The following is a 14,886-nucleotide window of genomic DNA, read 5'->3' on the forward strand; positions in this document are numbered from 1 at the left end:
TCAGAAAGAACAGGTTTTTTGTGGCGTGCATATTTATTGCGTATTCTAGTTGCACAAACCTCAATCTAACCTGGTTTCTATCAACATTGTTTCAAGTTTTCGGTAGTTTGTGGCTAATAGAGGCTAACACATAAAGGTGAACGCTCACATACTTGGTGTGGTGCTCACCTTCTTACTTGGTGAAAGGATTCTATACAACTTAACAGGTTGCTGCGGGATCAACCGGGGCTTCATGTATAGCGAAGACCGGAAATATCATTAAAGAATTTAAATTTAGCAATATGATGATAGATACAGAGAACTAGGCGTAGCTTAGTGTAAATTTTATTTAGGCCTAAGGGCCTCAATAAACTCCGCATCTACCCACATTATTTCAAAATTCGGTGGAGTACAACGCCGGCAGTAGAAAAGGTATTTCCCATCAGGTGTTACATATCCACCACCATCTTCCCCCTCCGTATTGATCTTATCACCGAAGTTAATAGCCGCACCCCATGAGCCATCTTTTTGGCGAAAGCTGATGTACATATCGCTATCACCATATCCACCCTCTCTTTCACTATCCCAGATAATGTAGGACTCATCAGGGGCAATAAACGGGTGAGCAGTCCATTTACCTGTATTTATCTGCTTTCCAAAAGGTTTTGGCGCTTCACGCTTACCATCTAACAGACGCGAATAGCGAAGAATACCATCTCCATTTGAACCTACTTCATCAAATACAAAGGTTCCTTTTGCAGAAGCCGTAAGGCGCATGATACGAAAGTCTTCAAATAGTGGCCCCAGGCTTTTAGGTTCTGACCAACCATTGTCAGTGCGTTCTCTATATCGATTTCTAGAATACATTGTTTGACCATCAGGTGAGATAGAGCCACCCCAGGCCACTTCCGATTCATACCAACGATTACCCTCAAGCTTGAATACAACTTTCGAAGACTCACCACTTTGGTGATATCTTCTTGTAACGTAGTACTCCTGCATATCAGGCGTGAAGTAGCCACCCCAATCCCGATACTCTTTCGAGGGATTAGGAGCGAATAACTTTGGAGTTAACCCAGGAGGTTTCTGTCCAAGATAGGGCCCTTCAAGAACTGTCGGTGTATCCTGACTATAACTGTTAACACTCAGGGCTAGCAGTGAGAGTAGAGCCATTGAAATACAAAGGTTCCTCATGACATATCCTTGCTTAAATATGAAGTAATAAGCAACCAATGTATCTATTCAGTCTTTATAACACCTGACGTCCATATGAATTTTGCCTGATTCTTGTGGGAAGAGGTGTGATCCGCCAGCTATTTGTATGAAATATGCTCAAAAGTGGCTCTACAGCGAGGGTTCGGACCTCCCTTTTGCCCTCCATATATACTGACCTTGCGGCTCATTTTGTATTGCCAATCCACACCGAGCCCCCAATTACAGAGAGAGTTATCGGGAAACGACGATCTTAAACCTATAGAAATACTCCCTCAGATATTCACCTATCCGCTGTAAGTAAATCCACAAGTCTGCCCAAAAGAAATAAATGATGGTGGAAACTGTGAAACAACGAGTACTATTTTCTAATCTCAACCATATGATCAATTTTTATTCTGCGGGATTAAGAATGAGCGATACTTTAGTCCCAATGGCTGCTGCATTTTCTACCAGATAGACATCAATCTGGTAGAAAGTGCAGCTCAATTAGATACATTGCCTGAAATACACTTACCTAGATCTCTACCTATTGAAGTGAGAGCGCTTTCCTTGGTGGGAGGCTTGGTAAGTGATGTTTAGAGGTTGGATTGGGAGAAAGAACCCTGGGCGTTAGGTTCAAGACTTACCCACGTTTAGTAGACACCCTGATAGTTAGGTTTAGGCCTAACACGGAGGTGTATCATGGGTAAGAAAAGAACTCAGGCGTATACGGAGGAGTTCCGCAGAGAAGCAGTTAAGAGAGCGGAAAAGCCTGGAGCAACAACGGCTTCTGTGGCGCGAGAGCTAGGCGTCAGCGCACAGCAGATCTACAACTGGCGTCGTCAATTTAATCGGCTGTCTGATAAACAGTTCAATAGTTTAGACGGTGTCGACTATTCCAAACAGGAAAGCGCTGAAGTTCGCAAGCTCAAGAAGGAGCTGCATGAAGCTCGTCAGGAGGTTGAGTTTCTAAAAAAGGCAGCTGCGTACTTTGCGAACCACCAAGAGTAAAGTACGCATTGATACAAGAGCATGTAGGGTCATTCCCGGTTAGCTTGATGTGTCGGTGTTTAGAAGTCTCAAGATTGGGTTATTATCGATGGCGGGGGCGATTGCCATCTGCTCGCACGATTAGAAAGATACGAACAATCGAGAAAATCCGAGAGACGTTTGTTGAGTTTAAAGGTCGTTATGGCGCGCCTAGAATTGCTTGCGAGCTTTAAGAGTTAGGTGAGCCATGCTCGCGGAACTACGTCGCTAAGCTTATGCAACAGGAGCATATTAAAGCGAGAAACGGCAAAGGCTTTCGATATAGTCAGCCCGTAGAGTGGAGCATTAACGTCTCCGCCAACTTACTTAAGCGTTGCTTTGATGTGGATCGACCAAATTGCTGCTGGACCAGTGACATTACGTATATCTGGGTTCTGGAGAAGTGGCTATACCTCGCGGTAGTTATGGATCTGTACTCTCGACGTATTGTAGGTTGGGCATTTGACTCCCAGATGACCGATGAATTGACACGTCGAGCGCTGAAAATGGCCCTAGAGCGACGACCAATAAAGCCTGGACTGCTAGTTCACTCTGACAGAGGTGTGCAATATCGATCGCAGAAATACCAAGATCTCTTGTCCGAAAGCAAGTGCAAGCCGAGTATGAGTCGCCAGGCTAACTGTTGGGATAATGCGGCAATGGAATCATTCTTTAGCAGGCTAAAAGTCGAGCTGGTCTATGCCGGAACATTCGAAAGCGAAGAGCAAGCAAAATCTGAGGTGTTTGAATACATTGAGATTTTCTACAATAGGGTTCGTAGGCACTCTGCATTGGGCTATGTAAGTCCAGCAGAGTATGAACGAAAATACGCATAGTTAGAGTGTCTACTTTTTGTGGGCAAGACCAGTTCCTATAACTAGACAAGCTATTGAATTTACAACATTTAATCAGCTCCGGTGTCAATACTCTATTTGCTGGGTTTCCAGAACTGCTCCTGGGGTTGTAACTTACCCAAATAACATAGATGCAATGCCAAACAAACTACCTGCCTTTAGCTGACGCAAGTTGAACTGGGTGTTTAACTAGGCCTGTTGAGTTAATGGAATAGCTTCTAGCTTTGCTATTACGTAGCTTGACAGAATCTTCACAACCCCATTGTTAAGCTGCTCATTTCAAACTTGAGTTTTCGAAATGAAAAGGTTATATCAAATTTGTTTTTTTCTGGTAAGTTCAGTATTGGTTATTGCTTGTAACTCATCACATCTAGAGATTTTTCCTGAGTTAACAGACAGCTCTTTGTTGGAAAAAAAATTAACTGTTGCTGAAATGCGAGAAGATGTGGAGGCATTCTACTTGGGGGCTTTAGAAAGACATCCGGCACTAGATCATTATACCGATTTGCAGGAGCTGGAAGAAGCGGTTAGAGACTTACAGCTACAAATCTCTGATTCTATGAATCGACTCCATTTCTATCGAGTTGTAGGGCAACTGGCGCACAAGTTTAATGATGGTCATTCTTTTCTGATATGGCCTTATCAGGAGTATGAAAAACTTATAGCCAGTGGCAAAAAGCCCTTTCCATTGGCTGTTACTTTAACTCCTGATGGTAGTATCGTAACAAAGAATACATATATAAATGGTAGGCAATCAGTGCCGGCAGGGGCAAGAATTACAGGAATTAATGGTCAAAGTATTCAAACCTTGATGGATCATATGCAGAAGTTTGCAGGTGGGGAGTCTCGCTTTCTAAGAGAGCAAATTATTACTAAACGGTTTGGTGTAATGTTATGGGCTGTCTTTGGGTTTATTGACGATTTTGAATTGAAATGGCAGGAGCCTGTGAGCCGATCCAATCATACTACCCAGTTACTTTCCAAACAAAACTGGCACCTTCAAGATGAAATTATCAATGGCAGGCAGGACTTCTATTTTAAAGTCATATCAGATGACACTGCTTATCTTCATATAGGCAGCTTTGATGTAGGATTGGACTGGTTTAGCGAGTTTATCGATCAAGCTTTTACTGATATCAAAAATAGAAAAATTACATGCTTGATTATCGATTTGCGCGAAAACTTAGGGGGTAATACTGATAGTGCCACCTATTTATTAAGCTATATTGCCCACAAAGAGTTTCGTATGATTTCTTATATGACAGAAAAATTGAATCAACAAAATCGAGGGCTTTTTAACTATAAGGGAAAAGCTGGAGAATTGATTCAACACGACTGGGATGAATGGCACCGCCCCATAGATAATAATAACTTATTTGAAGGAGAAGTTTATATACTGATTAGCCCGGTTACTTATTCTGCTGCTATCGTATTTTCTAGTGCGGCTCAAGATCATCGATTTGCTACATTGATTGGTCAAAAAACGGAAGGCTACTCTAACCAAACTGCGCAAGGTAACTTGTTTAATTTGCCACATTCACAATTGAGGGCTTATATCACTACACGCAAGCTGGTAAGGCCCAATGGGGACGATAAAGTTAGCGGTGTAATACCAGATATCCCAGTAACTCCGAATGCAGAAGCTATCGCTGCCGGATATGATTTGGCCATCAACAAAGTGTTATCTTTACGAAATAGTGCTGACTAAGAGGTAATCATGAGCCTGACAGCTTTATTAATTGAAGACAATACAGACATCGCTTGCCAGGTGTGCGACTTTTTAGAGCAACAACTGTTCCAGGTAGACTATGCCAGTAGTGGCAAGATGGGGTATAGCCTGTTTCAACAACATCAATATGATGTAGTATTGCTGGACTTAATGTTGCCTGATATTGATGGTATTAAGTTATGCCGACAGATCAAAACTAATTATGAAGTGAATACCCCGGTGTTGATGCTCACCGCTAGAGATAGTATTTATGACAAAGGGATTGGTTTTGAAGCTGGTGCTGATGATTATCTAACCAAGCCATTTTCATTGGAAGAGGTGGCTATGCGGTGTAAGGCCTTATATCGTCGACATAACCTTTATCGATCTCAAATCCTTAATATTGGAGAATTGTGTATTGATATACGCCAGCATAAAGCTACCCGCCGAGGGCAGACTCTAAAGCTCAGTCGTACAGACTTCAAACTACTATTGTTACTCGCCAAGGCGTTCCCTCAAGCTATGACCCGCTCTGAACTATTAAGTAGAATTTGGGGAGACAATTTTCCTGATAGTGATGTATTACGATCACATATCTATATATTGAGAAGTATATTGGATAAGCCTTTTTCATATAACATGCTAAAAAATATTCATGGGGTTGGATATAAATTAGATGTGCCATATGAATAACCCAGCTCAGTGGCCAAAGAAAGGCATACAGCAGCGCACCTTGTATTTAATTGCAATTTACTCAATTTTTTTGGGTTTGCTTTATAGTCTTGTAATAGTGGCTTATGCTTGGGTAGTAGAAGATATTATTTTTAATAGATTAGTCAATAATGAGGCTGTATATCTCAAGGAGGTCTATAAATCATCAGGAGAAATTACAACTCCAAGATTGCAGTTTATTCAGTTGTATGGAAGTAGAAGTGCTTTGCCAGGTAATATTCCTGTTTTGCTAGAGCAAGATCCAGAAAGAGTTGAATTTGTATTAGATCGAGGCCCAACTCTCCATATCAAACCAGTAATTCTGGGGGAGCTGGAAATGGTATTAGTTGCAGACATTTCCGCTTACGAAGTTAGTACTGATTTTCTACCAGTAGTAACGATATGGCTATCATTGATGCTTGTGTTACTCGTAGTTTTAGGTTTATTGCTGGCCTTCTGGGTATCAAGTTATACTTTAAAGCCTCTACAATCTCTTGCTTATGCAATCTCAAGAAGTAAGCAGCAGCCCATTTCGCCGGGCTTCGCCAGAGCTTACCCTAAAGATGAAATAGGTTATTTGGCAAAGACTTTTGAAGATACCTTATTGTATAAACAAGTCATCTTAAAGCGTGAGTCCGACTTTACTCGGGACATTAGTCATGAACTCAGAACTCCATTGAGTGTATTACGTAATATTATTAGCAAGGTAGCTGGTACTGGCAGAATATCTTTAATGGAGATTGAGAGGCTACAAAAATCTTCATCAGAGATGCAAAGAACTATATCAACTCTGCTGGCTCTGGCAAGGCAGGAGTCACTGGAACGCCAGGAGGTAAGCTTATTGTTTGTACTTGAAAAATCGATATTAAATCATGTACAAGCAAGCCCTGATAGCCTTTTAACTTTTGAACTTCAGGTTTCTGCTGAAGAAAAGGTGCGAGCTAATGAAAATTTGTTGCTGCACCTTTTTACTAACCTCATAGAAAATGCAGATCATTACGCCAGCGACCATAAATTGAGCATTAAATTTTCACAAGGAAATTTACATTTTTCGAATAATATTGATGAGATTCAGCAGAAGTTGATAAAAGATCCTTTTACTGAAAGTGCAAAAAACAAACATAGTTCCGGCTTGGGGCAAGGACTGTACTTAGTAAAGCGTATTTGTGAAATGTGTTCTTGGCAAGCACGGTATCAATGCGCTCAAAGCAGATTTGAAATAATTATCAGAACTTAAAGGCGTTAACTATTAATGGCCACTCCACTCTCTCAAGTTGGATGCCCCAAGGTAGCAGTGGCTCATAACCCTCAACGGATTGACAGTGAGGAATCTGCTCAAGCAACTTGACGTAATACATTTAGGGGGCAAGGCTGTGCATCTTGGCAGTGCGAATCAATCTGAAGTGCAGGCATAATGCTTTAGCGCCATTGACCAAAGATACAAACAGGAAGGTCTTACGAGCCATCACAAAACTGCTTATCTAATCAATCCTCTTCAGGCGTCTTTCCACTTTTTCTCGCCACTCTTGGGAGAGGGGCCGCAATTGATGGACGGCCTCAAGTACTTGTTTGCTAAAAGCATACCCCTTATCAAATAAGGCTCTAAACATGGTATTTACACTGACAGAACCAGGTGCCTCAGCAACTTTACTTAGTTTTTTTCTTGTCCTATATAACCTTCCTCAAGCACCCTAAAATACACACTAGTGTTGAAGTAATCTTTAAATAATTTAACGGTATTATCATTATCTAAAGCCATATTGAGTTTAAAACATGGAATTCTTGGCTGACTTACCTCAAGGAGACAATCGCCTATGCTAAATTGGTCACCGATAAAGACTTCATCTTCGATAAGCCCAGAGACTGTCAAATTTTCCCCGAAAGTTCCATAGGGTAAATGGCTTTTATACAGGATTTGTTGCCAATAATCATAACTATTGAAGTTAAGGTATCGTCAAGTGTATTGGTTGTCGTTAGGAAGTCATAACTAACATAGATTGATTTGTTCTAGGCTAAATACAGCTAGCACCAAGTGCTTTAACAGTTTTCAACCAGGAGTCCTGTTGATTCTTATCAGACATAATCATTGAACCAAATAAACTAACCTCTGCTTTCGAGAAGCCGCAGTATTGAAGAGTAAATCGATCAAGCTGCTCTAATACTGACTTTGCTTGTTCTTCTAAATATTCTGTAGGGGCATCCATTGTCAAAATTATTCTTGATGTTTTGCCTTTAAGAAGTTGTATCGGTTCTGCACTACCACTCTCAAATTTAAAGGTAATTCCGGGAAGAAAAGATCGATCGATCAAGCCTTTGAGCTTTCCTGGCAATCCGCCCCACCAAATAGGCGACATCACAACAATATGCTGTGCCCATTTAAGAGCCTCTTGAAATTCATATAGACAATCCTCCAATACTTGATAGTCATCGTACCCAAACTCTAAATTCGAATTGAAGTCCATTTCCGACAGATTATATCGCCGAACATTTGCCTGCTTCTTTGCCTCAGACTCATAGACATCGCTCAACTGCTTAACAAAACTGTTCTTCTTTGGATTGCCATTTAAAAGTAGGATATTTTTCATCGTGTCATACTATTGCTTAAAGACATGATGAAAAGTCTACCGTCTCCCCTTAAGGGGAGAGTCAAGACTTTTATGGCAGGAATCTATAGAAGCAATACACTGATCAACCTTTTCAGCTTTACTAGAAAGTGATTCCAATTCAGCCTCAATTTTCCTTTTTACTTTCTTCAGAAAAACGCTGATTCGAGCCCAATCAACCTCTCCATTATGGTACCGAATAACATCCTTCAACTCAGCCAAAGTCACCCCAAGTACTTTGGCTTCTGAGATCAAAGTAAGAATTTCAACATCTTCTGCCGTATAGACTCTATATCTGCCCTGCCTTTTAGGAACGGCAATGAGGCCTTTTTCCTCATAAAATCTTATCGCTTTTACAGTGAGATTCGTCCTTCTTGACACCTCTCCTATAAACATACAGACCTCCTACCTATGCTCAATTTCCCATTGAGATTACAGCCTATGAAAAATATTCATCACATGAAAGGAGCCTTCCATGAGTTTGGGACCTTCGCAGCTCTTACGGGTACCTAGTAGAAACCCATAAGAGCCGGGACTCACTTCTAACATTCTCATGCTTTCGGCACAAACATTACGTTGAAGAACGTAAATACGCAATACCGCAAATTAAGAAGAAAAGGCCCTCTAATTTCCTGTAATAAATTCAGGCGGGGAACCTAACTACGTAAATAAACTACTACTAATGGCAGTAACACCTCTATGCCGCCTCATACGCATCTGGCAAGTATGGCTAGTATCTGGACTACCTCTTACTTGATTTTCAATGGTCAGTGAGAATGTCCATTCAGAGAAACCTTAGAGACTGGTAGATTTTAATTAGAGGTACTCTACTGTATACCAAAAAGCTCTAGCTAAGTAAGTCTGGAGTTGTACCGCTCGCTTTAAGCATGTGGCCTATCCCCATGTCTTTTTGTTTCAGGTTAACAAATAGCTTTGAAGTAAAAACACCAAAGGGCATTTGAGCTACACCTGTCTCTGTACCGGTCGGCGTAACAATGGCATAACTAGGTGTTTTATAAGGCGTAACCTTTTTACCTTTGGCTTGATTAATGTGGTCTTGCCCACAAAAAGTAGACACTCTAACTATACGTATTTTCGCTCATACTCTGCTGGACTTACATAGCCCAATGCAGAGTGCCTACGAACCCTATTGTAGAAAATCTCAATGTATTCAAACACCTCAGATTTTGCTTGCTCTTCGCTTTCGAATGTTCTGGCATAGACCAGCTCGACTTTTAGCCTGCTAAAGAATGATCCTACCCACCAAAGACGGACACTCTCTTAAGCGATAAACTACGCAGCAGAGGTGCCCTATGACACGATCAAGTAAATCAACCAAAACCACTCGTAAAAAATACTCAGAGGAATATAGAAAAGATGCCCTAGCACTGGCGGTCAAGGTAGGGGTAAGCGTTGCCGCTAAACAGCTTGGGTTACATCCTTCCCAGATTTACGGATGGCGAAGCAAGGCTAAGTTACATCAGAGCCGAGGGGATGCCGAGAGAGAGCTGGCCACAGAGAATGCTCGCCTTAAGCGGCAGCTGGCTGAGCAGGCAGAGGAGCTGGCGATCTTAAAAAAGGCCGCAGCGTACTTTGCAAAGAGCCTGAAATGAGGTACGCCTTCATGCTAAAGCACAGGCATAAGTTCAGCATCAAAGCGATGGCTAAGGTATTGAGCGTATCTCGCAGTGGGTTTTACGATTGGGTGTCAAGATCGGCCGATCAATCCAAGCGCCAGCAGTACCAAATGGAGCTTGATGGTTTGGTACAGCAGCGCTTTATAGCCAGTAAAGAACGTAGTGGCGCCCCTCGCCTGACGAGGGAATTGGCCAGTGAGGGGAGTAAATATAATCAAAAAACAGTTGCTGCCAGCATGCGTCGACAGGGCCTACGGGCTAAAGCCGCCAAGAGATATAAAGCCACAACCTACTCAAAACATGGTCTGCCAGTGGCCCCAAATCTGCTCGAGCAGAACTTCAATACTGAAGCGCCGAATCAGAAATGGGTCGGGGATATTACCTACCTACGAACAGAAGAGGGTTGGTTATATCTGGCTGTAGTGATAGACCTATATAGTCGGCTGGTTATTGGTTGGGCGATGTCAGAAACGATGACAGCTACATTGGTCTGTGACGCCCTTCAAATGGCTTTATGGCGACGTAAGAAACCTACAAATGTTATCGTGCATACTGACAGGGGAAGCCAATATTGCTCTAAAGATTATCAATCTTTAATTACAGCTTATGATCTGCGGTGCAGCATGAGCGCCAAAGGTAACTGCTATGATAACGCCTGCGCAGAAACGTTCTTCCACTCACTTAAGGTAGAAGTAATCCATGGTAACCGCTTTCCTACAAGGTGCCTCATGCGGGAAACCGTATTTGAGTATATAGAAATAGACTACAATCGAAATCGCTTACACAGCGCCAATGGCTATCTCAGCCCTGAGGCGTTTGAGGAACAACTAGTCGCTTAGTGGTGTGTCCGTTGTTGGTGGGTAGGATCAGAATGATTCCATTGCCGCATTATCCCAACAGTTAGCCTGGCGACTCATGCTCGGCTTGCACTTGCTTTCGGACAAGAGATCCTGGTATTTCTGCGATCGATATTGCACACCCCTGTCAGAGTGAACTAGCAGTCCAGGCTTTATTGGTCGTCGCTCTAGGGCCATTTTCAATGCTCGACGTGTCAATTCATCGGTCATCTGCGAGTCGAATGCCCAACCTACAATACGTCGAGAGTACAGATCCATAACTACCGCGAGGTATAGCCACCTATCCAGAACCCAGATATACGTAATGTCACTGGTCCAGCGGCAATTTGGTCGATCCACATCAAAGCAACGCTTAAGTAAGTTGGCGGAGACGTTAATGCTCCCCTCCACGGGCTGACTATATCGAAAGCCTTTGCCGTTTCTCGCTTTAATATGTTCCTGTTGCATAAGCTTAGCGACGTAGTTCCGCGAGCATGGCTCACCTAACTCTTGAAGCTCGCAAGCAATTCTAGGCGCGCCATAACGACCTTTAAACTCAGCAAACGTCTCTCGGATTTTCTCGATTGTTCGTATCTCTCTAATCGTGCGAGCAGATGGCAATCGCCCCCGCCATCGATAATAACCCGATCTTGAGACTTCTAAACACCGACACATCAAGCTAACCGGGAATGACCCTACATGCTCTTGTATCAATGCGTACTTTACTCTTGGTGGTTCGCAAAGTACGCAGCTGCCTTTTTTAGAAACTCAACCTCCTGACGAGCTTCATGCAGCTCCTTCTTGAGTTTGCGAACTTCAGCGCTTTCCTGTTTGGAATAGTCGACACCGTCTAAACTATTGAACTGCTTATCAGACAGTCGATTAAATTGACGACGCCAGTTGTAGATCTGCTGTGCGCTGACGCCTAGCTCTCGCGCCACAGAAGCCGTTGTTGCTCCAGGCTTTTCCGCTCTCTTAACTGCTTCTCTGCGGAACTCCTCCGTATACGCCTGAGTTCTTTTCTTACCCATGATACACCTCCGTGTTAGGCCTAAACCTAACTATACAGGGTGTCTACTAAACGTGGGTAAGTCTTAATGATAACGCCCGCTAAGATGCCTCCTTGAACGTTTGCTATATAGCCGTGCTTATTTTCATCCAGAGTAGAGCAATCACCTATCGCATAAAGGTTAGAATAACCCCTAACCCGCATATATTCGTCCACTTTAATTAATCCCATCTTATCTAACACACCGGGTAATTCTGTTTTTAGAAACTCGGTATTTGGCGACATACCTACACATTCATAAACCAAGTCTGCCTTGAAGGTTTCTTGAGTATTCATAGAACGGTAAATTGCACCTTCTTTAACTAACCGGGTATTGAGATGTACGCTAACACCCTTAGCCGTAAGCTGTTCTAGCGCCTTGTTCTGAGCTTTAGGCTTAAGATGGCCAAGTAGTACATCTTTAGAATGGACTAACGTCACGGTTTTATTGGGAAAAGCGCTGCTAATTTCCCCGGCCAGCTCCACGCCAACGGTACCGCCTCCTACAATCAAAACTGACTGAGATTTCGCCAGTATTTTTTGCTCATTCCGCATTTCTTGCTCACGCTCGGAAATCGTATAAGCTGATGTGGATTTCGCTATCGGCAAGGTTGGGTAGCGACTGCCTGTCGCGATAACTGCCTGTTTAAAGTGGATCTCTAATCCATTTGATGACTTTGCTATCCGCTCATCCATGGAAACCACATCTGCTTGAACAAAATCGCTCTGAATAAAGTCACGATAATATTTACGTGGATTAGCAGTCAGTAAGTTAGGCGCTATCGCATTACGTAATGTGGCAAAGGTCACTTCAAAATGGTCCTTTCGGTCAACCAATACCACCTGCATACCCTGCTTAGCTAACTTTTGGGCCACAGAAACACCAGCAAAGCCTCCGCCAACGATTAACACGTCTGTCCGTTTGATCATAACTCACCTCAATATCGTTCAACTGTTCGGATAAAGCGCGACCGTTCGCAATGCCTCACGAACAGGTCACTTCTTGATAGGGAGATAAGGATAAAGTTAGACTTAGACTAATGATATTAACTATAATCTAAGTTCTTGTAAGCTTTTACCTAACAAGTTGATTTAGCTGATATCGGGTGATGATACCGCGCAGGCATGAAGTAAAAAGGTGCACGCAGACTCCCAGCTTCTGCTGGTAGAAGAAAAACAAATAGCTGGTTTACGTAAAAGCTGCTCATTCAAAATGATCAGCGGTGTTGATGCTGTCCAGTTTGCAAGCACTGGCAAATGGTATCAAGTGCAGATTACTCATGTTGTCAGCACAACAGAAAAGATGCTTCATAAAAGAAAGTCAGTTAATGGCTATTTTCAGTTTGAGATCCTCAAATATGCTGCATCAGAAACTTACCTATATTTTCTCTTAACTCACGCCACTATGACTTTGGAACAATTACGATATTTTAAGGCGATAGTTGAAGGGGGCTCGCTAAAAGCTGCTGCCCAGACACTTCACCGAACACAGCCCACTATAAGCGCCGCCATCAAGAAATTAGAGGCAGACCTCAATCTACAACTATTTGATCGGGACCAATACAGGAGCACACTCACAGCTGACGGCAAAGCCCTGTATGAACAATCCAAACATGTACTAGCTGAAGCCCACTCGTTTGAGAGCTTAGCTAAACAGCTGGTCGCAGGAGAAGAACTGGAAGTAGGTATTGCGTTTACTTCCGCCATACCGGTCGGCCCAATACTCAGCGCAATACGTCAGTGCAAAATTGAGTACCCAAAAACACGCTTGGAGGTCTATTCCGAAAATGGCCTCGGGCCACTGGACTTATTAAAGGGAGGCCAGGTTTCCATAGCTATTATTCCGTGGACTGAAACTTACGACCAGCTTGAATCCATTCATCTAATGAATATGAAATTCATTTCTGTGATCGCTGGCGACTCTCCCCTACTTACCCAATACGAGAAAGTCCCAAGGCAGATTATGCTACACCATCCCCAGGTGATCATCAGTGGTAGGAAGTCATCCACTAAAACCTACGGGGTGCTTGAAGGGGGCGATCAATGGAAAGTCAACGATTTTCCGGCTAAAAAAGAAATTATTCTTCAAGGTATGGGTTGGGGTACGCTACCAGAACATATGATAGAAGCGGAGCTTGAACAGGGCTTATTATCTCCCATTGCAGTGGAAGGGATCCCAAAACCGCAAGAACTGGAAGTACGCGTGGCAAGACAAGCTTCTAATCCAATGGGCCCCGTAGCAAGTTACCTTTGGCAATTATTCCTAAACCTTCAGGGTTTTCATTAGAAAACACTTACGATATTTCTACCAAGATTTTTCAGATTCTTTATGTTTAATACATAGATTCTAAGAATTCGAAGCTGGCCTACTAGGTGTTTGTATTTTACGAGAGAAACTCTTTGGCTCCTCATTAACTAGATAGTAAGAAAATGAATCATTCCAACTAGCTACGGCAACAGGCTGATACTCGGATAGTGCTGCAATAAGATCGCAACCGCCCTCAAAATTAAACTCATCCGCTCTTCCAAGGGAAATTCCCAGATAGTTACAGAGGGCTACAGCATCAAACTTTTTTGGTGCCTCCCTGAAGAAGTACCACTCATCGTAGCTGTCCATAAAAAGGAATGATTCGAAATTTGGCTCACTAATGATGGGCGAAACAGCTCGCCGATTACTCGTATGCCAGCCCAAACTGATATCTTCTTTAGTGAGCCTCATAGGTTTCCTACCAAGAACATCTGAATCAAAGGAGGTATTTATAGCCCTAAAGCCTTAAATCAAAGGAAAAATTTCAAAAAAATATCTGCTAGATATACCTCATTATCCTCAATCCAATAATAATTTCCGAGGATTCCTTTTCTTCGCATAGTATGCCTCCCCAGCTGCCAGCAAATGGACTTAACAATATTAGAGGCTGTTTCATAACTTGAAATCTGCCATTTTCACGCAATTACAAGGAAAAAGTGCAGCAATAGTGAGCCGATTCAAGTCAGAGTTAGCCGATGGTCAATGAAAATTGATCGAACCTTGTCTTTCTAAGTTAAAACGAGAAAAGGGAGGTCCAAAACCCATTGATAATCGAGCTTGTTTTAAAGGCATCCTGTGGGTTTTACGTTCTGGAGCACGATGGAAAGATCCTCCTACATACTATCCATCACCGAGTACATGCTGGAGAAGGCTTCAACTTTGGGAAGAGCAAGGTGTTTGGTTACAGGCATGGAGAAGATTCCTGGGGCTGTTAGATCAATAGTCTTTGCTTAACTGAGAGGCACCATTACTTCGGCCT

16 protein-coding genes and 2 pseudogenes are annotated in these 14,886 nt (G+C 42.7%); 8 read left to right on the forward strand and 10 right to left on the reverse strand.

Annotation, left to right across the window (positions count from 1 at the left end):
• Positions 1–324: 324 nt before the first annotated feature.
• Positions 325–1,173: a TolB-like translocation protein gene (locus ACJJIN_RS10600; RefSeq protein ID WP_444898026.1), complete on the reverse strand. Its 849-nt coding sequence runs from the start codon at positions 1,171–1,173 to the stop codon at positions 325–327.
• A gap of 702 nt (positions 1,174–1,875) precedes the next feature.
• Between ACJJIN_RS10600 and ACJJIN_RS10605 the strand changes: the two genes are divergently transcribed.
• From ACJJIN_RS10605 to ACJJIN_RS10625, 5 genes and pseudogenes are all read left to right on the forward strand, one after another.
• Positions 1,876–2,184: a transposase gene (locus tag ACJJIN_RS10605; RefSeq protein ID WP_444895975.1), complete on the forward strand. Its 309-nt coding sequence runs from the start codon at positions 1,876–1,878 to the stop codon at positions 2,182–2,184.
• Positions 2,185–2,414: 230 nt separating this feature from the next.
• Positions 2,415–3,038 (forward strand): annotated as a pseudogene (locus ACJJIN_RS10610) (IS3 family transposase); the annotation flags it as partial.
• A 316-nt stretch (positions 3,039–3,354) separates the two neighbouring features.
• Positions 3,355–4,764 (forward strand): S41 family peptidase, encoded by a 1,410-nt coding sequence (locus ACJJIN_RS10615; RefSeq protein WP_444898027.1) that lies wholly within the window; start codon positions 3,355–3,357, stop codon positions 4,762–4,764.
• Positions 4,765–4,773: 9 nt separating this feature from the next.
• Complete coding sequence (locus ACJJIN_RS10620; RefSeq protein WP_444898028.1) at positions 4,774–5,457, forward strand: response regulator transcription factor; 684 nt, start codon at positions 4,774–4,776, stop codon at positions 5,455–5,457.
• Positions 5,450–6,712, forward strand: a complete 1,263-nt coding sequence (locus tag ACJJIN_RS10625) for a sensor histidine kinase (protein WP_444898029.1) — start codon at positions 5,450–5,452, stop codon at positions 6,710–6,712. The genes ACJJIN_RS10620 and ACJJIN_RS10625 overlap by 8 nt, the downstream gene beginning before the upstream one ends.
• 414 nt (positions 6,713–7,126) lie before the next feature.
• Here ACJJIN_RS10625 and ACJJIN_RS10630 read toward each other — a convergent pair whose 3' ends face one another.
• The 5 genes and pseudogenes from ACJJIN_RS10630 to ACJJIN_RS10650 all read right to left on the reverse strand — a co-directional run.
• Positions 7,127–7,390, reverse strand: coding sequence for an MOSC domain-containing protein (locus ACJJIN_RS10630; protein ID WP_444898245.1), 264 nt, complete (start codon positions 7,388–7,390; stop codon positions 7,127–7,129).
• 97 nt (positions 7,391–7,487) lie between these two features.
• Complete coding sequence (locus ACJJIN_RS10635) at positions 7,488–8,060, reverse strand: NAD(P)H-dependent oxidoreductase (protein WP_444898030.1); 573 nt, start codon at positions 8,058–8,060, stop codon at positions 7,488–7,490.
• A 36-nt stretch (positions 8,061–8,096) separates the two neighbouring features.
• Positions 8,097–8,474 carry a MerR family transcriptional regulator gene (locus ACJJIN_RS10640; protein ID WP_444898031.1) on the reverse strand — a complete coding sequence of 126 codons (378 nt, stop codon included), beginning with the start codon at positions 8,472–8,474 and terminating at the stop codon, positions 8,097–8,099.
• Between the two features lie 451 nt (positions 8,475–8,925).
• Entirely contained in the window at positions 8,926–9,156 is a 231-nt protein-coding gene (locus ACJJIN_RS10645; RefSeq protein WP_444898032.1) for a hypothetical protein, read from the reverse strand.
• 5 nt (positions 9,157–9,161) lie between these two features.
• Positions 9,162–9,338, reverse strand: a pseudogene (locus ACJJIN_RS10650) (IS3 family transposase); the annotation flags it as partial.
• A gap of 53 nt (positions 9,339–9,391) precedes the next feature.
• Between ACJJIN_RS10650 and ACJJIN_RS10655 the strand changes: the two are divergent.
• Positions 9,392–10,554 (forward strand): IS3 family transposase gene (locus ACJJIN_RS10655; protein ID WP_444897071.1). Its coding sequence is split into 2 segments (ribosomal slippage): positions 9,392–9,650 and positions 9,650–10,554, totalling 1,164 coding nucleotides; the frame shifts between segments, so codons are not numbered across the junction.
• A 27-nt stretch (positions 10,555–10,581) separates the two neighbouring features.
• Here the strand turns inward: ACJJIN_RS10655 and ACJJIN_RS10660 are convergent.
• The 3 genes from ACJJIN_RS10660 to ACJJIN_RS10670 are packed head-to-tail and all read right to left on the reverse strand — an operon-like array spanning position 10,582 to position 12,529.
• Positions 10,582–11,265 carry an IS3 family transposase gene (locus ACJJIN_RS10660; protein WP_444898033.1) on the reverse strand — a complete coding sequence of 228 codons (684 nt, stop codon included), beginning with the start codon at positions 11,263–11,265 and terminating at the stop codon, positions 10,582–10,584.
• An 8-nt stretch (positions 11,266–11,273) separates the two neighbouring features.
• A complete protein-coding gene (locus ACJJIN_RS10665) occupies positions 11,274–11,582 on the reverse strand; it encodes a transposase (RefSeq protein ID WP_444895975.1) in 309 nt (102 codons plus the stop codon).
• Positions 11,583–11,608: 26 nt separating this feature from the next.
• Entirely contained in the window at positions 11,609–12,529 is a 921-nt protein-coding gene (locus tag ACJJIN_RS10670) for an NAD(P)/FAD-dependent oxidoreductase (RefSeq protein WP_444898034.1), read from the reverse strand.
• Positions 12,530–12,737: 208 nt separating this feature from the next.
• Between ACJJIN_RS10670 and ACJJIN_RS10675 the strand changes: the two genes are divergently transcribed.
• The gene (locus ACJJIN_RS10675) at positions 12,738–13,886 is read left to right on the forward strand and encodes a LysR family transcriptional regulator (protein WP_444898035.1); all 1,149 of its coding nucleotides are present in this window, start codon (positions 12,738–12,740) and stop codon (positions 13,884–13,886) included.
• A 60-nt stretch (positions 13,887–13,946) separates the two neighbouring features.
• Here ACJJIN_RS10675 and ACJJIN_RS10680 read toward each other — a convergent pair whose 3' ends face one another.
• A complete protein-coding gene (locus ACJJIN_RS10680; RefSeq protein ID WP_444898036.1) occupies positions 13,947–14,318 on the reverse strand; it encodes a hypothetical protein in 372 nt (123 codons plus the stop codon).
• 298 nt (positions 14,319–14,616) lie between these two features.
• Here ACJJIN_RS10680 and ACJJIN_RS10685 point away from each other — a divergent pair, with 298 nt between their 5' ends.
• Positions 14,617–14,850, forward strand: coding sequence for a transposase (locus ACJJIN_RS10685; RefSeq protein ID WP_444898037.1), 234 nt, complete (start codon positions 14,617–14,619; stop codon positions 14,848–14,850).
• Positions 14,851–14,886 lie beyond the last annotated feature (36 nt).

Source organism: Microbulbifer maximicatervae (SeqCode), assembly GCF_052467505.1.